The 23401-nt window shown below is 64.9% G+C and carries 24 protein-coding genes; 6 read left to right on the top strand and 18 right to left on the bottom strand.

The genetic code is table 11. The features are described 5' to 3' along the window. Window positions 1–304: 304 nt before the first annotated feature. The 6 genes from DEA8626_RS02665 to DEA8626_RS02640 form a co-directional block, all read right to left on the bottom strand. On the bottom strand, window positions 305–820 hold the full coding sequence (locus DEA8626_RS02665; protein ID WP_108851513.1) for a DUF2478 domain-containing protein: 516 nt from the start codon (window positions 818–820) through the stop codon (window positions 305–307). Between the two features lie 61 nt (window positions 821–881). Then, on the bottom strand, window positions 882–3545 hold the full coding sequence (locus DEA8626_RS02660) for an arsenate reductase (azurin) large subunit (RefSeq protein WP_108851512.1): 2664 nt from the start codon (window positions 3543–3545) through the stop codon (window positions 882–884). A gap of 16 nt (window positions 3546–3561) precedes the next feature. After that, a complete protein-coding gene (locus tag DEA8626_RS02655) occupies window positions 3562–4113 on the bottom strand; it encodes a Rieske 2Fe-2S domain-containing protein (protein ID WP_108851511.1) in 552 nt (183 codons plus the stop codon). After that, window positions 4110–5231 (bottom strand): cytochrome-c peroxidase, encoded by a 1122-nt coding sequence (locus DEA8626_RS02650; RefSeq protein ID WP_108851510.1) that lies wholly within the window; start codon window positions 5229–5231, stop codon window positions 4110–4112. The genes DEA8626_RS02655 and DEA8626_RS02650 overlap by 4 nt, the downstream gene beginning before the upstream one ends. Window positions 5232–5244: 13 nt before the next feature. Further along, window positions 5245–6336, bottom strand: a complete 1092-nt coding sequence (locus DEA8626_RS02645) for a cytochrome-c peroxidase (protein WP_108851509.1) — start codon at window positions 6334–6336, stop codon at window positions 5245–5247. A gap of 185 nt (window positions 6337–6521) precedes the next feature. Further along, window positions 6522–8729, bottom strand: a complete 2208-nt coding sequence (locus DEA8626_RS02640) for an ATP-binding response regulator (protein ID WP_181366334.1) — start codon at window positions 8727–8729, stop codon at window positions 6522–6524. 92 nt (window positions 8730–8821) lie between these two features. On the opposite strand from DEA8626_RS02640, the gene DEA8626_RS02635 reads away from it, so the two are divergent. Further along, the gene (locus tag DEA8626_RS02635; protein WP_108851507.1) at window positions 8822–9544 is read left to right on the top strand and encodes a response regulator transcription factor; all 723 of its coding nucleotides are present in this window, start codon (window positions 8822–8824) and stop codon (window positions 9542–9544) included. 261 nt (window positions 9545–9805) lie between these two features. Here the strand turns inward: DEA8626_RS02635 and DEA8626_RS02630 are convergent, their stop codons facing one another. From DEA8626_RS02630 to DEA8626_RS21545, 4 genes are all read right to left on the bottom strand, one after another. Then, complete coding sequence (locus tag DEA8626_RS02630) at window positions 9806–10972, bottom strand: WD40/YVTN/BNR-like repeat-containing protein (protein ID WP_108851506.1); 1167 nt, start codon at window positions 10970–10972, stop codon at window positions 9806–9808. 241 nt (window positions 10973–11213) lie between these two features. Beyond that, window positions 11214–11993, bottom strand: a complete 780-nt coding sequence (nadE, locus tag DEA8626_RS02625) for an NAD(+) synthase (RefSeq protein WP_108851505.1) — start codon at window positions 11991–11993, stop codon at window positions 11214–11216. A gap of 65 nt (window positions 11994–12058) precedes the next feature. Then, a complete protein-coding gene (locus DEA8626_RS02620; protein WP_108851504.1) occupies window positions 12059–12670 on the bottom strand; it encodes an SAM-dependent methyltransferase in 612 nt (203 codons plus the stop codon). Between the two features lie 19 nt (window positions 12671–12689). Continuing rightward, window positions 12690–12812 (bottom strand): hypothetical protein, encoded by a 123-nt coding sequence (locus DEA8626_RS21545; protein ID WP_281261483.1) that lies wholly within the window; start codon window positions 12810–12812, stop codon window positions 12690–12692. On the opposite strand from DEA8626_RS21545, the gene parE reads away from it, so the two are divergent. Both parE and DEA8626_RS02610 read left to right on the top strand, forming a co-directional pair. Continuing rightward, window positions 12811–14781 carry a DNA topoisomerase IV subunit B gene (gene parE / locus DEA8626_RS02615; RefSeq protein WP_108851503.1) on the top strand — a complete coding sequence of 657 codons (1971 nt, stop codon included), beginning with the start codon at window positions 12811–12813 and terminating at the stop codon, window positions 14779–14781. The genes DEA8626_RS21545 and parE overlap by 2 nt on opposite strands. A gap of 117 nt (window positions 14782–14898) precedes the next feature. Beyond that, window positions 14899–15465 (top strand): DUF4145 domain-containing protein, encoded by a 567-nt coding sequence (locus DEA8626_RS02610; protein WP_108851502.1) that lies wholly within the window; start codon window positions 14899–14901, stop codon window positions 15463–15465. A 416-nt stretch (window positions 15466–15881) separates the two neighbouring features. On the opposite strand, the gene DEA8626_RS02605 is transcribed toward DEA8626_RS02610, so the two are convergent. Continuing rightward, window positions 15882–16214 (bottom strand): nuclear transport factor 2 family protein, encoded by a 333-nt coding sequence (locus DEA8626_RS02605; protein ID WP_108851501.1) that lies wholly within the window; start codon window positions 16212–16214, stop codon window positions 15882–15884. 319 nt (window positions 16215–16533) lie between these two features. On the opposite strand from DEA8626_RS02605, the gene DEA8626_RS21540 reads away from it, so the two are divergent. Continuing rightward, window positions 16534–16662, top strand: coding sequence for a hypothetical protein (locus DEA8626_RS21540; RefSeq protein ID WP_281261482.1), 129 nt, complete (start codon window positions 16534–16536; stop codon window positions 16660–16662). A gap of 46 nt (window positions 16663–16708) precedes the next feature. Here DEA8626_RS21540 and DEA8626_RS02600 read toward each other — a convergent pair whose 3' ends face one another. Further along, the gene (locus DEA8626_RS02600; protein WP_108851500.1) at window positions 16709–17002 is read right to left on the bottom strand and encodes a hypothetical protein; all 294 of its coding nucleotides are present in this window, start codon (window positions 17000–17002) and stop codon (window positions 16709–16711) included. Between the two features lie 183 nt (window positions 17003–17185). Here DEA8626_RS02600 and DEA8626_RS02595 point away from each other — a divergent pair, with 183 nt between their 5' ends. Continuing rightward, window positions 17186–17953 carry a hypothetical protein gene (locus DEA8626_RS02595; RefSeq protein ID WP_108851499.1) on the top strand — a complete coding sequence of 256 codons (768 nt, stop codon included), beginning with the start codon at window positions 17186–17188 and terminating at the stop codon, window positions 17951–17953. 3 nt (window positions 17954–17956) lie between these two features. On the opposite strand, the gene DEA8626_RS02590 is transcribed toward DEA8626_RS02595, so the two are convergent. The 5 genes from DEA8626_RS02590 to DEA8626_RS02570 form a co-directional block, all read right to left on the bottom strand. Next, window positions 17957–18358: a c-type cytochrome gene (locus DEA8626_RS02590; RefSeq protein ID WP_108853289.1), complete on the bottom strand. Its 402-nt coding sequence runs from the start codon at window positions 18356–18358 to the stop codon at window positions 17957–17959. 55 nt (window positions 18359–18413) lie between these two features. Beyond that, window positions 18414–18812: a c-type cytochrome gene (locus DEA8626_RS02585; RefSeq protein WP_108851498.1), complete on the bottom strand. Its 399-nt coding sequence runs from the start codon at window positions 18810–18812 to the stop codon at window positions 18414–18416. A gap of 64 nt (window positions 18813–18876) precedes the next feature. Continuing rightward, the gene (locus DEA8626_RS02580; RefSeq protein WP_108851497.1) at window positions 18877–19860 is read right to left on the bottom strand and encodes an Ldh family oxidoreductase; all 984 of its coding nucleotides are present in this window, start codon (window positions 19858–19860) and stop codon (window positions 18877–18879) included. Window positions 19861–19878: 18 nt separating this feature from the next. After that, window positions 19879–20556: an ABC transporter ATP-binding protein gene (locus DEA8626_RS02575; protein ID WP_108851496.1), complete on the bottom strand. Its 678-nt coding sequence runs from the start codon at window positions 20554–20556 to the stop codon at window positions 19879–19881. Further along, the gene (locus DEA8626_RS02570) at window positions 20549–21862 is read right to left on the bottom strand and encodes a lipoprotein-releasing ABC transporter permease subunit (RefSeq protein ID WP_438502425.1); all 1314 of its coding nucleotides are present in this window, start codon (window positions 21860–21862) and stop codon (window positions 20549–20551) included. The genes DEA8626_RS02575 and DEA8626_RS02570 overlap by 8 nt, the downstream gene beginning before the upstream one ends. Before the next feature lie 136 nt (window positions 21863–21998). On the opposite strand from DEA8626_RS02570, the gene DEA8626_RS02565 reads away from it, so the two are divergent. Continuing rightward, window positions 21999–22826, top strand: coding sequence for an MBL fold metallo-hydrolase (locus DEA8626_RS02565; RefSeq protein WP_181366333.1), 828 nt, complete (start codon window positions 21999–22001; stop codon window positions 22824–22826). A gap of 2 nt (window positions 22827–22828) precedes the next feature. Here the strand turns inward: DEA8626_RS02565 and DEA8626_RS02560 are convergent, their stop codons facing one another. Next, window positions 22829–23344 (bottom strand): DUF2937 family protein, encoded by a 516-nt coding sequence (locus tag DEA8626_RS02560; protein WP_245890721.1) that lies wholly within the window; start codon window positions 23342–23344, stop codon window positions 22829–22831. Window positions 23345–23401: the final 57 nt, after the last annotated feature.

The raw sequence follows: 23401 nt of genomic DNA, 5'->3' as shown, positions 1-23401 counted from the left end.
ATCCAGGCGCGCACGATTCAATTGGGTCTCGCCGTCCGCAAAGCGGACCTAGAACGGTCGCGCGATGCTGCGCAGGACATGAACATCTGCATTGGGGCCGCGGCCGAGATACCGTAGAAGGTCGGCTATGGGCCGATCTTGTCGCTACGAGAGGCCCTGCTCCATCCGGATGCCGCGCTGCATCCGAGGTCCGCAGAGAGCCTATCTTGACCGATGCTGCGCCGGGTCTGAACGGTCGCGATGTGCGTGAAGCGGACAACCGAGTTTCGGAGCCTGGCCACCAACGACTGCGACGGAACCCGGTTCAGGCAACCCTCAGCGCGGCCACATCGTTCACCCAGTTCTCCAAAATCTCTGGATCATTTTGGAGATATTCGGCAGCTGATCCGGCGAAATCCTCGAACGTCGCCTGGTTCAGATCTCTTAGGCCGCATATGACAGGGATATCTTGCAGCAAAGCCTCGGCGATCAGCGCGCGGAAGCCACGTCCCGCGGCCTCGTGTTTTCCGAACTTGTTGACGATGAGCAGATCGGCCCCACGGGCAAACTCCCGTTCCACTGCCGCGACCGCCGTTTCCAGCGCACTGGCGTCCAGCCTGCATCCGCGTGCGCCGGGACCGAGTTTCTGGTTGATCCGGATCACGGGACCGTCGGGCAGAATCCGGACATCCATGTCGCAACGGCGACCGGTTGTTCCGTGGTGCGATTGCTGAAGGGTTCCGACGACCCGCCAACCTGCCGCCGTCAAACATCGGCAGAGGTCGGAAAACGTCTGTTCGGTACCTCCCGTGGCGGCGCAGGTGACGACGCCCAATGCCATTGACCAGCTCCCCACTCAAAATTGCCGCCACCGAAGGAACCGGCGGCGGCAACGACTGCGCTCAAACGATCGGGCGCGGTTTCAACGACATTTCCAGATAGTTGTTCTTGTAGGCGCTTTCGCCGACCTTCCGCAGCACGCCGCGGCCCAGCTTGTAGCGGTAGTTGCCCGACACCGGATCGGGCACCGCATGGCAGACCGAATTCGCCATCGAGCCGGGATAGTTGAAGGCCGCCTTGGCCACGCCCGGCCGCATCTCGTCCGAGACGATGGCAACGGCGACGAACTGACCGGTGGTGGTCTTGATATGGCCATGCTCCATCAGCTTGGTGAAGCTGAGGTCGCCATCCTTGACCCCGATCGGTTCGCCCTGCTGGACATAGACGGTGTCGTTGAAGCCTTCGACCAGGTCGCCCGACTCGATCCCCTGCGGGGCCGCGTCGTCAGGGTGGATCACGATATGCGGCCAGGGCCAGCGTTTGGCCAGATAGGGCTTGCGCAGGTCGTCGAAGCCCGATTGCCAGGTCTCGTTCACGCGGCCGTTGGTGATCCAGATCTCGCCCTTTTCGGGGCGGGGCTTGATCGCGTCGTAGAAATCGATCCAGCTATCGGTGGCCCAGGGCGTCTTCAGCATGTTGGCCTTGCCGGTATGGGTGCCGAAGGCATAAAGCCATTTCTGGTCATAGGTGTCGCCCTCGACCTCACCCCACTCGTTCTCGGCGTCGTGCAGCCGCTTGGTGCCGACCATCTGGCCGTCGATCAGGCGCACCGGCGTCTGGATGCCGGTGGTTCCAAGCTCGCGCAGCTTCTCATGCGCCTTCTTGCCTTCCTTCTTCGCCTCTTGCGCCAGCACATGGTAGCTGAGGACGCCGCCGCGGGAAAAGCGCGACGCCTCCTCGAAGATGTCATTGGATTCCTGCCAGTCGAAACCCGAAAAACCCATCTTGTTGGCGAACTGCCCCACTGCCCACCAGTCGGGCTTCGCCTCTCCCGGTGCGTCGTTGAACTTGGCGTAGAGCCGAAGCCGCCGTTCGGCGTTACAGCGGGCGAAATCGACCTCGCCCCAGCCCGCCGCCGGCAGGACGATATCGGCATATTGGGTGTTCAGCGGATCGACCGGGTAGATGTCGCTGTCGACCAGCATCATGCCGCCGCTGTCGACGCGGGCCTTGAAGACTTCGATCAGGTGATCGCGGTCGACGGACCGGGGCTGGTTCGGATTGCGCACCGTCAGATCGGCGACGCGGCTGGCAAGCTCCTGGCTGGCCAACATCGCGGCGAACCAGGTGCAGCCGATCGTCCAGAAGAACCGCACCTTGCCATCCATCACCCAGCGGTCGACGTTCAGCGCCTTCTTGCGGCGGCCGGGATGCTTTTCAGGTGAAAGGAAGCCCTTGCCGCCGCCCGGCTTCATGCCGCCGCGCTGGTGGCCGCCACCCCGGCTGATGACCTGTCCGGGCCGGTTGCCGGCGCCGCAGATCAGACCCAGGGAGGCCAGAGACGCCGTGTTCATGTAGTTGTTGGACCAGTAATTGCCCTTTTCCAGCATGAACGAGGTCTTGGTCCGCGATCCATCCTCACGCGGCTTCGCGATCATCTCGGCCGCCCGCTGGATGTCGGCGGGGTCGAGCCCGGTGATCTTCGCCGCCTCTTCCAGCACCGCCACGGGTTCCTCGGCGATGAATTTCTGGAAATCCTCCCAGTCCGATTGCCAGCGGCCCCATGTCGTGCGCCATTGCCAGCGGGTGTTGCGGGTGCCACGGCCGAAGCCGCTTTCGATCTCCCACTTGTTGTTCACCCATTTGTCGATGAATTCCTGATCCTGCCAACCATTGTCGATGATGATCTTGGCGAGCGCCAGATGCAGGACGGTATCGGTGCCGGGGATGATCGGCAGCCACAGGCCGCCGTTTCGCAGCCCGTATTCCACGCCCATCGTCTTGTGCGGCGTGACGAAGATCATCTTCTTGTCGGGATTTTCGCCATACATCATCCATTCCGTGAAGAGCACGGTCTTGGTCTCGTACGGATCGACGCCCGACAGGAAGGCGACATCGCAGGATCCCCAATCATCGTAGGAGGCGGCGAAAGAGTTGATGCCGGCATCGTCGAGCCCCGCCGCATCCTCGGCGTTTTGGGGCTTGTCATGGGGCGCGTAGACCGGCGTGCCGATTGCACGGTCCACAAGCTTGCGGATCGCGTAGGTATTCTCGAAATACTCGTAGCTGTAGGTCTTCATGCCCCAGGCATGTTCCCCGTAATTCTTGAGCACGTATTTCGACACTTCGGCCATGACGTCGGTGGCCAGATCCCAGCTGACCGGCGTCAGGACGCCGCCGATGCGGATCGTGGGGTATTTCAGACGGTCGCGGGTCGGCGTGTCGGGGTTGTATATCTTCTGCGCCAGCGTGCCGCCGCGTACCGAGTGGTTGCCGTCGCGATTGACGACCTCTGCATCGGGATCGGCAATGATAACGAAGTGATGCTGGCGCCCCTCGTGCATGCCGATATTGTGCTGCGACTCAGCGATCCATGGCACGCCGCCACTGGGAAAGTCGACGCCGAAGACGTTCTGGTCGGCCTGGGTGCCGCCCTCGGTCCCGACGGGCCAACGGTAGACCTTGTAGGAACAGGCGACGATGCAGTAGCTGCACGCGGTCGTCAGCACCTCGGCATCGGGCGGCGGCAGCGGAACGGAATCGCGGTTCTGGATTGTGGTGGTCATCTCTGTTCTCCTTGCCTCACGCGCCGGAAGGGTTCTGGCTGTAGCCGTAGAACAGCCCCATGACACCGGTGGCCACGATGTCGTCGCCTTCGATTTCCAGCACGATCTGCGGCAGGCTGGCCGATGAATGGCCGGACACGATCATCCCGTGGCGCGACAGATCGAAGGTCGACAGGTGCAGGGGGCATGGCCCCAGAACCGAGTGCTGCGGTTTGAACTCGCTCTCGCCCATATAGCCGCCCAAGTGCGGACAGATGGTGTTGAAGGCGACGATGTTGCGCCCCTCTCCCACGCCGCCGCCGGCCTCTTCGTTCAGCATCATGACGAGGTTCTCGATATCGTCGGTCGGATAGGTAAAGGAAAGCGCCGTGCCCGGTTCCAGGTCGGACACCTTGCCGATCACCTTGCGCGCATAGGAGGATGAGACGAGCTCCTGCGCCTCGGCGCCGCTGCCATAGGTCGCCAGCACCGTGACCGAGGCGCCGCCGAGGATCAGGAAGTTCCTGCGGCTTATCGACTGACAGGCGCGCTTTTGGCCCACGCCCTTGGCTGTGATTGCCTTGTTCATTTCGGAAACTCCGCCCAGGTTGCGGTTTCGGGAAGCTCGGGTTCTTCCAGGATCAGCGGCTCGTCCATCGACAGCGCTTCGAGGAAGGCGACGAGGTCCGCCTGTTCCTCGGTGCTCAGGCCAAGAGGTTGCAGACCGGCGGTCTGCCCATCGCCGCCGCCGCCATCGTAGAACGCGACCACATCGGCCAGCGTTGCGAGGCTGCCGTTGTGCATGTATGGGTCTGTCCAGCGCAATTCGCGCAACGACGGCGTGCGGAACTTGTGCTTGTCGTCCGGGCGCTTGGTCTGGTGATAAAGGCCCAGATCATCATCGCCGGTGCGGTAATCCTCTTCCGATCCGCCCTTCTGGTACAATTCCCAACGCAGCGTGATCTGATAAAGCGGGTCTTCGCTGAATTCGGCCGCCGCCGGAACACCGGTATTGTAGAACTTCTGATCCGAAGCCAGCGCGCCGTTGTGGCACGAAATGCAGCCAGCCTTGCCGTTGAAAATATCCATGCCGCGTTTGGCATTCTCGGTCATCGCGGCACCGTCGCCCGCAAGGAAGCGATCGAACGGAACCTTGCCGGGATCGGTGACGATCGTGCGTTCATAGGCGGCGATCGCGTCCCATGCCTGTGCGGAATGCGGCCATTCGGTGCCGAACACCTCTTTGAACGCGACGACATAGTCGGGAACGAAGCGCAGCCGCATTTCCATCATCGAGCCGTCGCCATTGCCGGCCACGGCACCGCCCGCGGCGCCCTTGGCCTGCGCTTCCAGAGAGGTCTTGGAGCCTTCCCAGAACAGCTTGTTGTAATAGGCCGAATTGAGGATCGTCTGGCTGTTGCGCCAATGCTGCGTGCCGGGATAGCCAAAGCTGATCGGCCCGCCGGTGCCCCAGCCCAGATCGGGCAGGTGGCAGGCCGAACACGGCATCGCGCCGTTGCCCGACAGCCGCCCGTCCCAAAAGAGCTTCTCGCCCAGGGCGATCTTTTCCGGCGTCATCGGATTGTCGACGGGGTCCGGCACCGGCCCCAGCGTCGCCAGCGGCGGCGCGTCCTGGGCCGTGGCCGCGGTACCGATCAGCGCCGCAAGCGCAGCCGAGCCGATGAGTTGCGTTGTTTTCCGTGTCATACCGGGCACCTCCTCAGTTCTCGCCGACGACGCGCATGGCGTAGTCGGGCAGTTCGGGAACGGTGACATCGGGCGCATCACCCGTCAGGCTTTCGAGAAAGGCCACGAGGTCGGCCTCTTCCTCGGCGCTGAGGCCGAGCGGCGCGACCTGCTCATTCCCGGCATTGTAGAAGGCGACCACCTCTGGCAGCGTCGCGAAGACACCTGAGTGCATGTAGGGCGCGGTCTGGCCTACATCCCAAAGCCCCGGCGTCGCGAACTTGCCGCGGTCGTCGTCGTCCTTGGTCACGGCGTAATGCCCGGCATCCTCGCGCAGGTTCATGTAATTGGGCGTGCCGAGCGTGGCGAAGAAGCGCAGCATCACGATCTGGCGTTCGGCATCCTCTTGCAGATCGGGATGGTCGGGTACGCCGGTCGCATGCGCGCCGCCATCCGACAGCGTCGGTCCGTTGTGACAGGAAATGCAGCCCGCCTTGCCCTCGAACAGTTCCATCCCGCGCGTCGCCGCCTCGGAGAGTGCCGCGGTATCGCCGTTCAGATAGGCATCGAAGGGCGCGCCCGTGGTGCGGATGGTCTTCAGGTATTCGCCGAGAGCACTGTAGATCTTGCCGCCATAGGGATCGCCGCCGAAGCCTTCCTCGAACAGGGCCGCATATTCCGGCACCTGCTTCAGCCGCTCCTGCGCGAGACGGCTATCCATGTTCATGGTGTGGCTTTCGGTCAGCATGTCGCGGCTGACCGTGCTCATATCGGCGCCGTCGAGCCGGCCACCCCACATCAGGACATTGCTGTAGGAAGTGTTGAAAAGCGATTTCGCATTGCGGAAGTACACGCCGCCTGCATAGCCGTCCGACAGGGCCAGCCCGTCGCCCCAACCCTGTTCGGGATCGTGGCAGGTCGAACAGGAACTGCCGGTGTCGCCGGACAGGCGGTCATCGAAGAACAGCATGCCGCCCAGCTTTGCGCGGACCTCGTTGACTTCCTTCGGTTCGGGCAGCGGTGCAAAGCCGGGGTCTTGGCCAGAGGCCGGACCCGTGACGAGAACCAGCAACAAAGCCGCCGTTCCCGCCAGCCCATGTTGAATGACCGATTGGCTGTTTCGCATTGCAGTGCCCCTCCCTGCGGCATCGGGTCAAGACCTGCCGGCAAAGCCCGAATGCGGTGCAGATACCCGCACCCCCCCCGGAACCGGCAGATGCCGGAAGACTAACGCGCTGCCTTCCGTCAGATGTTGCCAATCGGGTTACAGTTTGCTGTTTCTTGTGACGAATTGTGACGGAGCGGGCTAGGCTACGCGCCGGCGGACCCAGCGGAACCGGCATCATCGAGCATCGCTCGCACCCGCTGCGCCAGCACCATCGGCTCGACGGGCTTGTCGAGGACTCCCGGACTTGGCCCGCGCAATTCCAGATTACTCCGGCGGTAGGCTGAACAGATCAGGATCGGGCAATCGGGACGCTGCGCCCTGATCTCGGCCGCCAGTTCATCACCGGGCAGTTCCGGCATCACGAGGTCGAGAATGACCAGATCGTATCGGCCGGGGTTTTCACGGAAACGATCTAGCCCGACAGTCGCGCGACTGAAGGCGTCCACCTGGTATCCGAGCCGCATCAGAAGCCGCCGGAACATCGAGGCGATCTCGGCCTCGTCATCTATGATCAGCAGCCGCTCGCGCCCGCGCGGCAACTTCACCGGCTCTGCCGCATCGGCCAGCGCCAGATGATCGGCGCCGGGCAACCACAACGTGAAACGCGCGCCATTGCCCGGCCTGCTGTCGGCAGTGATGAGTCCGCCGGTTTCCTGCACCAGCCGCTGCACAACCGTCAGCCCAAGCCCGGTCCCCTTGCCGATCGGCTTCGTCGTGAAAAACGGATCGAAAACACTGTCCAACGTCGCCGACGACATGCCTGGTCCGTCATCTTCCACGACCAGCCGAACCCAGCCTTCGCGGCGTGATGCAAGCCCGTCCGGCGTCTTTCTGGGCCGAGCGACGGATATGGTGATCCGACCGGACGCGCCGCCAATGGCTTCCGCGGCATTGCCGCAGAGGTTCATCAGGATCTGGTGCAGATGGGTGGGATCGGCCAGCACCGGCATCGGCTCTGCCGGGTCCGGGGTCTCAATCGCAACGGTCTGCGGAATCGCGGCCCGCAGCAGGCGGGCGACCTCGGCGATCACGGCGCAAATATCGGTCGGAACCGCTATCCCCGGCTCGCGGCGCGCGAATGTCAGAAGCTGCCCGACAAGACTTTGGGCGCGCCGCGCGGCGATGTCGATCTGCTCGACCTCGACCGCCAGGTCGCTGTCCTCGGCCGCGTCGAGCGATGCCAGATGCGCAGCCCCCACGATGGTCGTCAGGATGTTGTTGAAATCATGCGCGATGCCACCGGCCAGAAGCCCCACGGCCTCCATCTTCTGTGCCCGCGCCACCTGTTCCTGAGCGCGGCGCTTTTCGGTGATGTCCTCGCCGATGCCGATGAAGTTCCGCACCTCGCCGTCGGGTCCCATGAGCGGCAGGATCGTGGTTTCCGCCCAGTAGCTGCCGCCGGATTTGCGCTTGTTGCGGAAAACGCCATGCCAGGCGTCGCCGCGCATCAGCCGCGCGCGGATATCGTCATAGGTCGCTTTCGGTGTATCGCCGGACTGAAGCAGCTTCGGCGTTCGCCCGGCAAGCTCGCTTCGGTTCCAGCCGGTGATATCCTCGAATTTCTGATTGGCATATTGGATACGCCCGTCAGTATCGGTGATCAGGATCGTCGCGGGGCTCTGCTCGACGGTCTCGGCCAATAGCTTTTCGGATTGTTCCAGCCGCCGCCGATGAACCAGTTCATCCGACAGGCTATCCATCGCCACCCACATGTCGCGCAGCAAGAGCGCCATCAGAAATCCAAGCGACAGCGCCACGACGACCAGAGCGAACATCGACACGAACCCGAAATCGATCAGCGTCTGCCCTTTGGACACGGCCGATATCATCCGTTCGGTACTCTGCGCCCGGTTCTCGCGCCAGATCTGCTCCAAAGCCGTGAAAGCAAGAAGCGCGCCGCTGTCATCCACCCGCACCAGCGCGTCGGTGCGTTCGGCGGGCCAGCCCTCGCGTGCCGCCGTGGTGGCGATGGGCAGTTTCGCCTCGTATTCCGCGATCGTGGCAGCAATCGTCTGAAGCGCGTCACGCTCCTCTTCCGGCAGAGGCTCGGCGAGGTATTCGTCCAGCACCGCATCGAACTGGGCCAATTGGACCTCGACACGCTCGCGATAGACGTCTTCGCCGCGCAGGACATAATTCTTGAAGTTATGGATGATGCCGCCGTAGCCCAGATAGCCGCGGATCGAGCTGATCCAGACGCCTTTCTTCGCGGCATCATCGGCATATCCGGTCCAGCTTGCGGCGATTTCCTTGAACTGTGCCCGCGTCTGCACGCCAAGAAAAAGGCCGGTCACGACCGTTGAGATCAGCAAAACCGCCGCCGCGAGGCCGATCACTCTGCTGCGTTTCATGGGCTGCATCGTCACCTCCGGTCAAGTGAACCTGTTGCAGAGCCGACGTATTTGCGCAACATCGAGAAGGACCGAACGAAGGGTGAAGGTCAATGGCCGAGCGAATTCTGGTTGTCGATGACGACCGACAGCTGACATCATTTCTGGAAAGGTTCCTTCAAAAGCAGGGCTATCAGGTTTCGACCGCGGCCACGGCAACCCAGATGGGCCTCGCGATGGAGCATCAGGAGTTCGACCTGATCGTTCTGGATATCGGCCTGCCTGATGGTGACGGTTTCGAGGTCACCCGCGAAATCCGGAAATCGTCGGAACTACCCATCGTCGTCCTGACGGCGCGCGACGAGGTGTTTGACCGGGTCATCGGGCTGGAGCTGGGAGCCGACGATTACCTCACCAAACCATTCGAGCCGCGCGAATTGCTGGCTCGTATCAAGTCCGTCCTACGCCGAAGCCGCGCGCCCGAGCCAGCGGCGACGGCCGCTACGAACCTGCGATTTCGTGATTTTTCCGGTTTTCGCATGGACCTGGTGGCGCGCACCCTCTGTCGTAGCTCCGACGACACGCCGATCGGCGTGACCTCGACTGAATACGCCCTGCTGCTGGCGTTGACCGACCATCCTGGCAAAGTTCTGACCCGATCCGCGATACTCGATGCGCTTTACGGCAATTCGACCGCAGTGACCGACCGGGCGATCGACGCCCATATCGTCCGCCTCCGCCGCAAGCTCGACGAAGGTGATCACGAGAGGTCGTTGATCCGGACGGTACATGGCGTGGGCTATACGCTCGCTGCCGATGTCGTGACAGCAAGGTAACCCTTTCTCACTGCTGGGTTTGGAAACGGGAACGGCGCGCCGGGCGGACATTGGCGGCGGAAAGCGCCAAAGCAACATCATGCTGCTTTTGGCCTCTCCCGATCAAGGGATCAGAGCGGACGGGTCGCAAGCGTGAGCAGACAGACAGGGTTCACGATGTATCATGATGCGCCAGCACCGGACATTCACGCTGCTCAGGCAAATGGCGGCTAAGTCCGCATTCCCGCCGTCGGCTCCGTTCGCGGCGATCCTATGAGCGGATCAGGGCGCTGCCCGGTCCAGCACCTCCACCGCCAGGACGGTCGGCAGGTGGCGGGCGATCTCGTTCCAGGTCTCGCCCTCGTCGAGGCTCGCGAAGACCGAGCCGCTGTTCGTGCCGAAATAGACCCCAGCCGGGTCGCGCGCATCCCCGGCCATGGCCTGCCGCAGCACGGTGAAGAAGCACGCCTCCTGCGGCAGCCCCTCGCGATGCGCCTGCCAGCTTTGTCCGCCGTCGCGCGACCGCCAGACCGCCGCCGCGGCCCCCGGCGGATAGCGCCCCGCGCTGTCGCCGTTGAGCGGCAGCGTCCAGATCGTATCGGGATCGCGCGGATGCACACGGATTGGAAAGCCGAAGGTCGAAGGCAGCCCGTCCGTGATGTCATCCCAGCTGCGGCCGCCATCGGAGGAGCGCCAGACACCGTGGTGGTTCTGCTGGTAAAGCAGGTCCGCCGTGCCGGACGCGCGTACCATGTTGTGGACGCAATGCCCGATCTCGCCGTCCCGTGGCGCGGCGGGGTGGTCGTGGTGCCCGCACGCCTCGGCGTTCGAGAGGCGATTGCGCCGGTCCCAGCTCTTGCCGCCATCTTCCGTCGCGAAGACCCCGGCTGCCGAGATGCCGACCCAGAGCTTCCCGCGATCCCCGGGCGCGGAGACGATGCTGTGCAGCACGAGGCCGGCAGCGCCCGGGTTCCATGTCTCGGCCGACGGGTGATCGGTCAGGCCATCGACCTTCGCCCATGACTTCCCGGCATCGCGGCTCGCCAACAGGGTCGCGGGCTTGGTTCCTGCGTAGAGCGTGCCGTGCGACACGCCGAGCGACCAGATCTGAGAAAAGTCGGCGCCGAACGGCAGGGCTCCGTCCGTCCAGCCGATCATCTTCGCGAAGTCGGGGTCGTTTGCGGCCCAGTCGTCCATCTGGCCCCGCGTCAGCCGCGTGACTTCCCAGCGCTCGCCGCCGTCGTCGGACCTCCAGACACCCGCGCCGTGCCAGTCGCCGCCGCCACCGGCCCAGATCGTTCCGGTCTCGGCGTCACCGACCATGTGGTTGATCGGCCAGCCGTCGCAATGGGGACCCCTAACGGTCCAGCCGGACCGGTCGCCGACACCATTGATGATAAAAGCTCCCTTGTTCGTTCCGACGAGGATCTGGATAGGTCGAGAAGACATCGCGCTGGCCTCCGCCTGATGCTGCGCGAACCAGCTTACGACGTTTTGGGTCGAACGAATATCAGGAGCCTGCCCGATCGACAGGTGTGCGCGGGAAACGCCGCGGACCACCTTGCGGGACGATTCAGGCTCGGCCCTGCGTGGCCGCCGTGTGAGGTGTGCGGCTGAGTCCCTGCCAGTTGACCGCTACGGACTCGATCCGGACCAGCACGGCTGTCGGAAGGGTCGCCGTGACGCCCGCCTACCGCAAAGCATCCGGAATAGGGCAGACCGGGATCGGCTCCATCTTGTGGCGGTTCGCGGCATTCAAGCGCTCGTAGAGCGCGAGGACCTCGGCCTGCCTTGCGCCGAGCGCAGACCGGTCGCCGTCGAAGCCCATCGCCCATTCAAGCTCTGGGTAGCTGGCGCCGATCTGATCCTCGTCGGTGCGGTCGTCGCCCCACAGCCCGTCGGTGGGCGCCGCCGACAGGATCGCAGGGTTAACGCCGAGCGCGCGGCCGACCTCGTAGACTTCGGTCTTCGAGAGGTCCGCGATCGGGCTGAGATCGACGCCGCCGTCGCCGTACTTGGTGAAAAAGCCGATGCCGAAATCCTCGACCTTGTTGCCGGTCCCCAGAACGAGCCGGCCATGTAGCCCCGCGAGGTAGTAGAGCACCGTCATGCGCAGCCGCGCGCGAGTGTTCACCAGCGCCATCTCGCGCGCGCCCGCGTCCGGACCGTCCGGCAAGGCCCCGATGAGCCGGTCGAAGACGCCGGTCAGTTCGACCTCGCGGCTCTCTGCATTCGCGTAGGTCTCTTTCAGGAAGGAAATATGGTCGCGCGCCCGGCTGACCTGATCGCGGCCCTGGTGGATCGGCATTTCTGCCACGAGAAGCGGCAGGCGGGTCCGCGCGGCCAGCGTGGAGGAGACGGCGGAATCGATGCCGCCGGAAACGCCGACGACGAAGCCGTTCGTGCCCGCCTTCTCGCTGTAGTCCCGGAGCCAGCCGGTGATGTGTTCGATGACCGCCTCTGTTTTCATGACGAACCGCCCCGATGCGCAGATAGATACCGGCGCGCCAGCCTAGCAAGTCGACCCGGAGCCGCCTAGCCTGCGCGGGCCGGCGACTCCGGCTTCCGCGCAATGAAGTCGATCAGCGCCGAACGCCCCGAATGGCCCGTGCCCTCGCTGACCTCGGCGTCGAAATCCTCCGCCCGCAGCATCTCGTAACCCGCGAAAGCCTGATGCAGCAGATCGAGCGTATACATGTTCTCCCTGTAAGGCGGCCCGCCCGTCCCGTACTCTACCTGCCTCGGCGCGTAGCCGTGCAGGAGGAGGAGCCCGCCGGGCCTCAGCGCCCCGTCGATCCGCCGGAAGAGCACCGCCCGCTCCTCGGGCCCCACGAACTGGATGAAGATGCCCGCGACCACGTCATGGGCGGCCGACCAGTCCCAGCCCTCCAGATCGTCGATGTGGAAATCGACCGCCACGCCCCGCGCCCCGGCTAGCCGCCGCGCCTTCGCGACCGCGTTCGGCGCCGGGTCGAAGGCGGTGACCCTCAGCCCCTGCCCCGCCAGCCAGACCGAGTTCCGCCCTTCACCGTCGGCGATGCACAGGACGCTCTCGCCGGCCTTCAGCCAGGGCGCCGCGCGCAAAAGGAAATTGGCCGGTTCCGTTCCGAACAGGTATTCCTCGCCCTGATAGCGTTCGTTCCACATCCCGCCACTCCTTGATGCATCATGCCCGCGCCACCCCATATTTCGCGCGCGGCGGCCCGATGGCAAGGCCAAGCCCGCTTGCCCCGCCCGCGCCCGCATGGTCTAATCCGGCCTCAATCAAGACCGAAAAGAGCAGTGCCATGGCCGACGATCTCCTCACCGCCCGGGCGGATGCCTACGACGCCCATTCCATCGAAGTGCTCGAAGGGCTGGAACCGGTGCGCAAGCGCCCCGGCATGTATATCGGCGGCACCGACGAACGGGCGCTGCATCACCTCGTCGCCGAGGTCCTCGACAACTCGATGGACGAGGCCGTCGCGGGCCACGCGAACCGGATCGAGGTCGAACTGCACGACGACTACGCGGTGACGATCCGCGACAATGGCCGCGGCATCCCGATCGACCCGCACCCCAAGTTTCCCGACAAATCGGCATTGGAGGTCATCCTCTGCACCCTCCATGCCGGCGGCAAGTTCTCCGGCAAGGCATATGAGACCTCGGGCGGCCTCCACGGCGTCGGCGCCTCCGTCGTCAACGCGCTCTCCGATTCCATGGTCGTCGAAGTCGCGCGGGGCAAGGAGCTTTACGAGCAGCGCTTCTCGCGCGGCATCCCCCTCGGCCCGGTGAAAAAGATCGGCCCCGCCCCGAACCGGCGCGGCACCACCGTCACCTTCCACGCCGACGAGGAGATCTTCGGCCACCACCGCTTCAAGCCGGCGCGGCTGATGAAGATGGTCCGCTCCAAGGCCTATCTCTTCTCGGGCGTCGAGATCCGCTGGAAAACCGCCATCGACGACGGCGAGACGCCGACCGAGGCCACGTTCCACTTCCCCGGCGGGCTGGCAGACTACCTCAATGAACAGATGAACGGCTCCACGACATATGCCGACCGCCCCTTCGCCGGCAAGGTCAGCTTTCAGGAGAAGTTCCGCGAACCGGGCTCCGTCGAATGGGCGATCAACTGGACCCCCTCGCGCGACGGCTTCCTCCAATCCTACTGCAACACCGTGCCCACCCCCGAGGGCGGCACGCATGAGGCCGGGTTCTGGGCCGCGATCCTGAAGGGCATCCGCGCGTATGGCGAACTCGTCAACAACAAGAAGGCCGCGCAGATCACCCGCGACGACCTCATGGGCGGGGCCTGCGCGCTCGTCTCCTGCTTCATCCGCGACCCCGCCTTCGTCGGGCAAACGAAGGACCGGCTCTCGACCGAGGCGGCGGCGAAGATGACCGAGGGCGCGGTGCGCGACCATTTCGACAACTGGCTCGCCGCCGACACCAAATCCGCCGGTGCCATACTCGACTTCCTCGTTCTCCGCGCCGAGGAGCGCCTGCGGCGGCGGCAGGAGAAGGAGACGGCGCGCAAATCCGCCACCAAGAAGCTGCGCCTGCCCGGCAAGCTCGTCGACTGCTCGGCCACCAGCCGCGAGGGAACGGAGCTGTTCATCGTCGAGGGCGACAGCGCGGGCGGCTCCGCCAAGATGGCCCGCGACCGCAGGACCCAGGCCCTCCTGCCGCTGAGGGGCAAGATCCTGAACGTCCTTGGCGCCGCCTCCTCGAAGCTCGGCTCGAACCAGGAGATCAGCGACCTGACCCAGGCTCTCGGCTGCGGCCTCGGCACGCGGTTCAACATCGACGACCTGCGCTACGACAAGGTCATCATCATGACCGACGCCGACGTGGACGGGGCGCATATCGCGTCCTTGTTGATGACTTTCTTCTTCACCCAGATGCGACCCCTGATCGACAAGGGCCATCTCTACCTCGCCTGCCCGCCCCTCTACCGCCTGACCCAAGGTGCCAAACGCATCTATGTGGCGGATGACGCCGAGAAGGAACGGATGATGGAGAAGGGCCTCGGCGGCCCCAAAGGAAAGAGTGGCGGCAAGATCGACGTCCAGCGCTTCAAGGGGCTTGGCGAGATGGACGCCAAGGACCTGAAGGACACGACCATGAACCCCGCGACCCGGAAACTGATCCGCGTCTCGATCCACGACGAGGTGCCGGGCGAGACCGGCGACCTCGTCGAGCGACTGATGGGCAAGAAGCCGGAGCTTCGGTTCCAGTATATCAGCGAGAACGCGCGGTTCGTGGAGGAGTTGGATGTTTAAAGCGAGCAACAGGCTGTGAGTGCAAATATATCCATCACTTGCCCATACTGCGGCACCGAGGGTGTCGCGTTTTCTCTAAAGCGGGACTTTCAGAGTCAAACAAATGGGAAGATTTGGATGGCCATCGGGTCGTGTGGAGTGTGCAGGGAAGTTGCATTGTTTCGATTAATGGACAGAAGTGGTGCCGATCCGCGCAGAAGTCCAATAACGCTTTCCGAGAACAAGCCACTAACCGATAACTTTGTTTTAATAGATATTTCCCCGGAACCGCGCGGGCCGGAAATCCCGGAATCTATTCCAACGAATGTTCATAGAACCCTCGAAGAAGCAGAACAGTGCTTTCATCGAGGTATCTACGGCGCTGCAGGATCTGCATACCGAAAAGCAATGGAGCGTGCCCTGAAGCACGTCAATCCGGATGCGACGGGAATGCTAAATAAGCGCATCCGCGATATCGAAAAAGCAGGTTTGATACCAAGCTCACTGATTCAACTTCTTGATGAAGTTCGATTGTTTGGCAACGAAGCCACCCACGAAGACGATTGGGATCCAGAAAAAGATGACATCATCGCTGCGCGTGAATTTGCGAGTCTTTTTTTGACATACATGTTTTCTCTGCCCGCCAAAATAGATAGTGCTAAGAAAAGGCGCCAAATCCGAGAAAGCGGACAAGCGCAAGCTTGATGTTAGCAAGCCGTAGGGTGCGCGCCAGCGAGCTGTAGGGTGGGGTTTTAACCCGGCGTCTTTGCTCCAATCCCAACGCCTAACCTTTGCCCCGCCCGATTTGTCCCGCGACAAATCGGGCCGCGCCTGCCTGCCCCCGGCAGGCGCGTTCCCGCGCCCGCCAGGCAGGCGCGTCCCGATTTACCACCGCCGGTCCCGGCCGATCCCCCCTTGGCCTGCGGCTTGCGGCTCCGGCCAATCGGACCGGGGAAAGGTCCAGCGGACCTTTCCCTTCCGGTCCTCTCGGGCACACCAGTTGCGCCTTGCGCCCGGCCGCGGAGCGGATCGCGAGCGATCCGGGGGCTGGGAATTCCGAACGCACACTTTCACAGGGCGGGGTTCACCCCGCCGCCCGGCAACGCCCGCCCGTGCCGACGCTACGTCTTCAACAGCGTCGCGCCGGTCTCGGTCCTGAGGATCTTGCGGTCCTTCAGCGTGTGCACGCCCATCACCGCCTCGCGGGTGCCGTCGGGGAAGTCCATCACCGAATGCTCGACCAGGATCTCTGCGTTCTCGTAGATCAGCCGCTGGTCGCGGACCTCGACCGCGTCGTCCGCCATCATGCGCCGGATCAACTCCGCCATCGCGGCCCTGTCCATCGTCTCGCCGCTCTGGTGGCGGACGAACCGGTAATCGTCGTGCAGAAGGCCGATATAGGCCTCCGCGTCGCGGTCCTGAAGCGCCTTATCCATTGCCTGGTAGAGTCCCATCGCGTCCTCCCTCGCTGAGCCAGGGTCCGAGGATGAACCTCTCCGGCCGCTGCCGCAAGACGCGGCCGAAGGCTTCGGCCGGGGCAATTTCCGCTTATATCTCCCCAGGCCCTCACATGCCCCTTGCAGCCTCCCGCGGCTGCGCTAGATTTCCCCTCGCAGGAGCGGCGCTCCGGCAGCGATACCGGGCCGCCCGCGCCACCTGCTGCCCATCGGGATCATCGCCCTGACCCTCGACGGTCAGGCTCCCTTGACACCCCCCTGGAGCAACGGACCGTCCGGCATAAGCCGGGCGGAACTCACGCCAAAGGGAATCTCCATGTCCAAGGAAAAGAGCCGCGGCAACCGCGAGGCCAAGAAGCCGAAGAAGGAGAAGGCCAAGACCCCGGCCGCCGCCACGAATCCCGGCAAGACCGACGCCGCGATCGCGGGCAAGAAGCCCAAGTGACGGAAGGCGCGGGCGGCGCGCCGGTCCGGACGCCGCCCCGCCGGCCTCACTTCAGATAGTCGAAAAGCACGTCCCCATGCCGGCGGTTGACCGTGCCGGGCGTGATGAGCCCTGCCTTGCCCGCCGCCTCGTATAGCGCCATCGCGCCTTCGCCGCCACGCTCCGCCGCCGCTGCGTCGGCATAGATCGCGACATTGGCCGCCGTTCCCTCGCCGAGGTCGACCAGAACCGAGGTCTTCGGCCCGAGCGCCTTCACCCTGTCGGCGATCGACTTGCAGAACGCCTCGATCTCGCCGCGCTTGCCGTCGGGATAGTCAAAGGTCGTGATTGTAATGTGCATTCCCAGTCCCTCCATTGAAGTAAGCGGCCACGCTACACGAAACCCCCCGGCCGCGATACCGCGGCGGCGGGTCGGCGAGGAAGTACTCCCGTCAGCCCGGATGCTGTACGCTCGCCATACGGATGCTGTACGGATGGCGGAGGGGCAAATCGCCCAAGGCCTGAACGCGAGAGTCTGCGGCCCATGCAATTCATCAACGACAACCAGTTGCCGCTCATCCTCATCTGCTTCCTCATCGGCAGCATCTTCACCGCCTTCCTCTTCCGCAGCCACGCCTCGCAGAGAGCCTGGAAATACGCCGACGTGCTCTGGGTCGTCCTCGGCGGGCTCGGCGCGCTGACGGCGGTGGTTGCGGGGGTCTACACCGCCGACTCCTCGCAGCTCGAGCGCCAGATCGACATCGCTTACGCCGCGACGCGCGAATTCGACCGCGACGCTGCCCGTTTCCGGCTCGCTCATTGCGAAGTCGACCACCCCGCCGCCGCCTTCCGCGCCCCGATCCGCGACCTCTGCGACAAGGTGGAGTTCCTCTCCGCCTCGACCGCCGGCAACAGCGAGCTTCCCCTCTTCATCGCGGTGACCGAGCGCGCCGCCCCGCTGCAGGGCCTGCACCTTTTCTTCGGCGCGCCCGACTCCGGCGCAGACATGATGGAGAAGGAAATGGCGACCTTCGACGAGGCCGAATTCCTTGCCTTCGCCGCCGAAGATGAGGCGACCCGCGCCGCCGTGGCGCTGCTGCGCCAGGCGCCGAGCGTCGCCGGAGTCGCCGCCGAGTATCAGGTGATTGCGCGGTCCTACGAGGAGCTCATCGACGAGGTCATGCATCTGCGGGACGAATGGGAGTTCCTGCAGGAGAGTTCCGAGATCCTGACCCTGCAGGTGCTCGCCCTCTGCCTCGTCGCGTTCGCCGCGCCGTTCCGGCTTGGCAAGTCCATCGTCGAGCTGAGATAGGCGCTATCGCTGAAGGCGTGTCAGGTACTCGGCCAGCGCTACGAGATTGGCCGGCGTGGGCGTCGTGTTGCCCGGCTCGGTCTCGATGAGGACGAGCGGGCCTTCCTGAAGGGCAATGCCGAGTTCGGGCATGACCGAGGACCGGTCGCCCCGGCGCGTGTAGCCATCGATGGTGGACATTACCGCGACCATCGGGAACGTGCCGCCGTTCCGGGCTGCGATTCCGGTAAGGTCGGCGGGCCGCTTGCCGAGCCCCTCCGCCGCCGGACCGTCGCCGCGGCCTCCCGGCCCGTGGCAGGAGGTGCAGTATTCGGCATAAAGCGCCCGGCCGGATACCTGCCGCTCCGGAGCGCAGGCCGCCAGCGCCGCCAGCGCCGCCGCGATCGTGGTCATGGTCCGGATCATCTTCGCCTCCTGCCCGTTTCGCATCACTTTGCCCCGCCCTTCACCCGCATGGGCCTCAAGGCGCCTCTTGGATCGCGGCGAGATAATCCACGACAGCGAGCACCCGGGCGGAGGTGATCACCGGCGTGCCGTCGCGCGCGTCGTTCACCGCGCTGTCGCCGGTGAAGAGCGCCCCGAAGACCGGCATCGGACCGCCATGCGCCCTGAGCCCCGTGCGCCCGTCGACGATGTGAACGATCCTCAGCCACGGAAACTCGCCGCCATTGCGGGTGCTGATCCGCGTCAGGTCGGGCATGTCGACGTTCAAAAGGTCGGCCATCGGGCCGCCCCCTTTCGCCTCGGCACCGTGACAAGCGGCACAGGAGCCGAGAAACGTGTCATGCCCCAGCGCCGTGGCGTCCTGGCCGAGCGCAGGACCGGCGGCGAAGCAAATCATCAGGGCAAGGGCGCGCATGCGGGCTCTCCGTTCTTGATGCGGACAGTCTCGCGCGGGGCCGTCGGGCGCACCTTGATCCTGATCAGATAGCGCCTGCGAATTTGAGCACGGACTGCCAGAGCTGCTCCGGCACATCGGCGGCGTCGCGCCCCACAAGCCGCGCGCCGGGAAGCCGCGCGCCCTCGTCCGCGGCGATGACCTCGGCCAGGCGGGTGAAACGGGCGCCAAATTCGGGAGACAGCGCGGGGTCGATCAGCAGATAGAACTGCCCAAGATCGTGCGGCGGCCCTTCGGGCGCCTTCAGGGGCCGAACGTCGATGGAATTGACGCCCCCCGTCATTCCCGCCGCCAGAAGCTCAGCCATCAGGCCGAAGCCCCAGCCCTTGTGCCCGCCCGCCGAGACGAGAGCGCCGGCAAGGGCCGCCTCGGGGTCGGTGGTCGGGTTTCCTTCGGCATCGACGGCCCAGCCGAGCGGGATCGGCTGGCCCGCCGCCTTGGCCATCGTGATCTTTCCAAGCGCCACGGCGGAGGTCGAGAAGTCGAACTGCATGGCGATTCCGCCCTGCCCGTCCGGGACCGAAAAGGCGATTGGGTTGGTGCCGACCACACGCCGCTTGCCGCCGGGTGCCGCGACGATGGGCGAGGCGTTCGTGAAGCCGAGGGCGATCATCCCCGCTTCGGCGATCTGCTCGGTGAAATAACCGAGCGAGGTGCAGGTATGGGCGTGGCCGACGGCAAGCGAGGCGGTGCCGCAGTCGCGCGCCGCCGCCAGCGCCTGAGGCAAGGCGCGCGCGAAGGCTGGCTGGGCGAAGCCCATCCTGGCGTCGACGCGGACTGAGCCGGGCCTTGGGCGGGTCACCAAAGGCTCAACGTCGCCTTTGACGCGGCCCGTGGCGAGCTGCTGGCAGTAGCTTTCAAGGTAGTAGAGCCCGCAGATCACGTTGCCCGTGGCCTCCGCCCGGCCGACGGCGCGCGCGACCTCAGCTGCGATCCAGCCCGAGGCGCCATAGCGTATGAGCGCCTCTTTGGAGCGCGCCTCGATTTCCGTGATGAGGATAAGCGGCATGGTTCGTTTCCTTCCGCGTTAGCTCAGCCGGCCATTCGCGAGCCGGACGACGCGGTCCAATCGCGCTGCAAGCTCGAGGTTGTGCGTGGCGATCAGCGCCGAAAGGCCCGTGTCGCGGACAAGCTCCATGAGCGTGCCGAAGACCTGCTCGGCCGTGGCCGGGTCGAGGTTGCCCGTGGGCTCGTCGGCCAGGAGGAGCTTCGGCGCGTTGGCGAGCGCGCGGCAGAACGCCACACGCTGCTGCTCGCCCCCTGAAAGCTCGGCCGGCCGGTGATCGGCGCGCGGCGCGATACCCACCGCGTCAAGAAGCTTTCGGGCCCGCGCCGCGGCTTCGGTCTGCGGCACGGCATTCGCAAGTTGCGGAAGCACGATGTTCTCGAGCGCGCTGAATTCCGGCAGGAGGTGATGGAACTGGTAGACAAAGCCCACATCCTCGCGTCGCACGGCGGTGCGCGCGCGGTCCGAAAGCCCGGTCATCTCGCGGCCAGATATCGCAACCGTGCCGGCGTCGGCGGAATCGAGAAGCCCCGCGATATGGAGGAGCGTGGACTTGCCCGCCCCCGACGGCGCGACGAGCGCGACAACCTCGCCCGGGGCGACGCTCAGATCGAGGCCGGTCAGCACCGTGACCTCGCCCGGCGTGCCGCGGAGATAGGATTTCTCGATCCTGCGCAAGTCCAGAACGGCTTCACTCATAACGCAGCGCCTCGACCGGGTTCATCCGCGCGGCGCGGCGGGCGGGGAAGATCGTCACTATGAACGAGAGCGTCAGCGACAAGGCCACCGCGCGGCCCACATCCCAGGCGCGAAGTTCCGCCGGAAGCCGATAGATGCCACGGATCGAGGGGTCCCATGCGCCGCCGCCGGTCATGTAGTTGATCGCCGACATGATCGGGTCGATGTTCCACGCGATGAGCGCACCGAGGAGCACGCCTGCGATTGTGCCGATGACGCCGGTGAAGGCGCCGCACAGGAAGAAGACGCGCAAGACGGAGCCCTCGGTCAGTCCCATCGTCCTCAGGATGCCGATGTCACGGCCCTTGTTCTTGACGAGCATCACGAGGCCCGAGGTGATGTTCAGCGCCGCGATCAGCACGATGAGCGTGAGGATCACGAACATCACGTCATCCTCGATGGCGAGCGCGTTCAGGAACGCCCCGGCCCGGTCCTTCCAGCTCCAGACAAAACGCCCCTCGCCTGCCGCTTCCGCCAGCGCCGGCACCAAGGCGTCGAGCGCCTCGGGATCGTCGAGATAGACCTCGATCTGGTCGGCTGCGCCCTCGCGGTTGAAATAGGCCTGCGCCTCGGCGAAGGGCATGTAGATTCGGGTCTTGTCGACGTCGGATCGGCCGGCCGAGAAGATGTAGACGACCTCGTAGACGTTGACGCGCGGGCTGACGCCGAACGCGGTCTTGACGCCGTTCGGCTGGATCAGCTTGACCCTGTCGCCGGGCCCCACGCCCAGTTCGCGGGCGATCTCGGCCCCGATGGCGATGCCCTCGTCGAAGCGCGCGATGTCGCCGAGCGCCTGTGGCGCACCCGCGAAGGTCGGGAGCTGGGCAAGCACATCCCCCGTGACACCGAAGACCTCACCCACATTCGAGCGGTCGCCGAATGTCGCCATCGCGAAGCCCGAGACGCGCGGATTGGCGCGCGCGACGCCGGGAATGGCGGCAATACGCTCGGTCAGCGCCGCGTAGTCGGTAAGTGCCGTCGTCCGGACGCCATTCTCGCCGACATAGGCGTAGTTGCCGATCTCGACATGCGAATTCGCGCCGAGGATCGTTCCCACGAATTCGGTGCGGAACCCTGCCCGGACGGCCATCGTCGCGACGAGCGCCATCACGCCGAGCGCGATGCCGACGAGGCTGATCCATGTCATGACGCTGACGCCACCCTCTGCGCGGCGCGCGCGCAGGTAGCGCCAGGCGATCAGGAATTCGAACCGGGAAAACGGCGCGGTGGCCAAATTCTGCTCCTGTCCTTGTTCGCGGCGAGACATGCGCCGAATGCCCGGCCGGGTCAAGGCGCGGAGCGCCGCCGATGCGCGCCGCGCTCACCCTATCGTGATGACCCCGACGGTTGTCGCGGCGGGACTGCCTTCGCATCATCGGCACCCATCAGCAGAGGAGGACGACATGAAACGGACGACCCTCGCGATCTGTGCAACCCTTGCGCTCTCGACCTCGGCGCTCGCCCAAGAAGCGACGCGCGAAATTCAGAATGTCACGGGCGACGTCTACCGATTCCAGAACAACTTTCATTTCGCGCTCGTCGTGCCGACCACCGAAGGCACCGTCGTGGTTGACCCCATCAATGCCGATGCGTCGGGCTGGCTGAAGGACAACTTGAACCAGATCACTGACCAGCCAGTCACGCATCTCATCTATTCGCATTCCCATGGTGATCACGCCTCGGGCGGCGCAGTCTTCGAGGGGGCCCATGTGATCGCGCACGAGAACGCGCCGGCCGAGATCGACGGCGTCGCCCCCACCGAACGCATCGGCGATACGCATTCCTTCGACCTCGGCGGCAAGACGTTCGAGCTGACCCATCTCGGCCCCGGCCATGGCGAGGACATGATCGCTGTCGTCGTGCGCCCCGAAAACGTCGCGTTCATCGTCGATGTGGCCGCGCCCGAACGCCTGCCGTGGCAGAATTTCGGCGGCGCAAATATCGACGACTGGGCCAAACAGATCGAAATGGCCGAGAGCCTCGATTTCGAGGTCTTCGCGCCCGGCCACGGCCGCGTGGGCACGCATGAAGAGGTCGGCGCGACCCGGGAGTATATCGAGGCGCTGCGCGAAGCTGTGCTCTCGGGGCTGAAGGATGGCAAGAGCATCGACGAGCTGAAAGCCGAGGTCAAGATGGACGACTATGCCGGCTGGAGCCAGTACGACGACTGGAGGCCCATGAATGTCGAAGGCATGGCCGACTATCTGACGAAGGCCGGGCTCGTGAACTGACGCTATTCGTAGCGGCGGCGGCGGAACGGCGCGAACAGAAGCGACAACATCGCGCCGATCGCCAGCCATCCTCCCACGAACCCCGCCCCGGCGGTCGTGACGCCCGCCGCGGTCACTGGCATCGCCGGCTTGAAGTCGCCCCAGGTCGCCTCCAGTAGCTCGGTGTCGGCGAAGCGGTGCGGCAGAAGCACCCGCTCGACCGGCCCCGTCTCGCGCAGGAGCGTGAGGTCGGAAGACAGCTGGGTGAAGCGCGCGAAGGCGCGGCGCATGTCCTCCTGCCGGTAGCCGAGAAACTCGGTGCCCGCCATCGAGGCGAGCGCCTCCTCGCGGCTGAGTCCCGCCTTGTCGGCCGAGGCGTCGAAATCCGCGGTCACCTGCGCCAGCGCGTCGACTTTCCCTGCGAGTCGCTGAAGATACTGCTGAGAGAACTCGGGAAATTGCGACAGTCCGACGGCACCCGCCATCCCGCCCGCAAGGCTCAGCATCTTCAGCACGCTAGCGCCCTCTCTCTCCGACACGCCGAAACTCTGCCCGAGCCGCGCATCGCACCGCAAGCGGTTCCATCACGCAATGCG

The organism is Defluviimonas aquaemixtae (assembly GCF_900302475.1).
Taxonomy (GTDB): Bacteria; Pseudomonadota; Alphaproteobacteria; order Rhodobacterales; family Rhodobacteraceae; genus Albidovulum; species Albidovulum aquaemixtae.
This window is presented reverse-complemented; position numbering and strand designations above follow the sequence as displayed.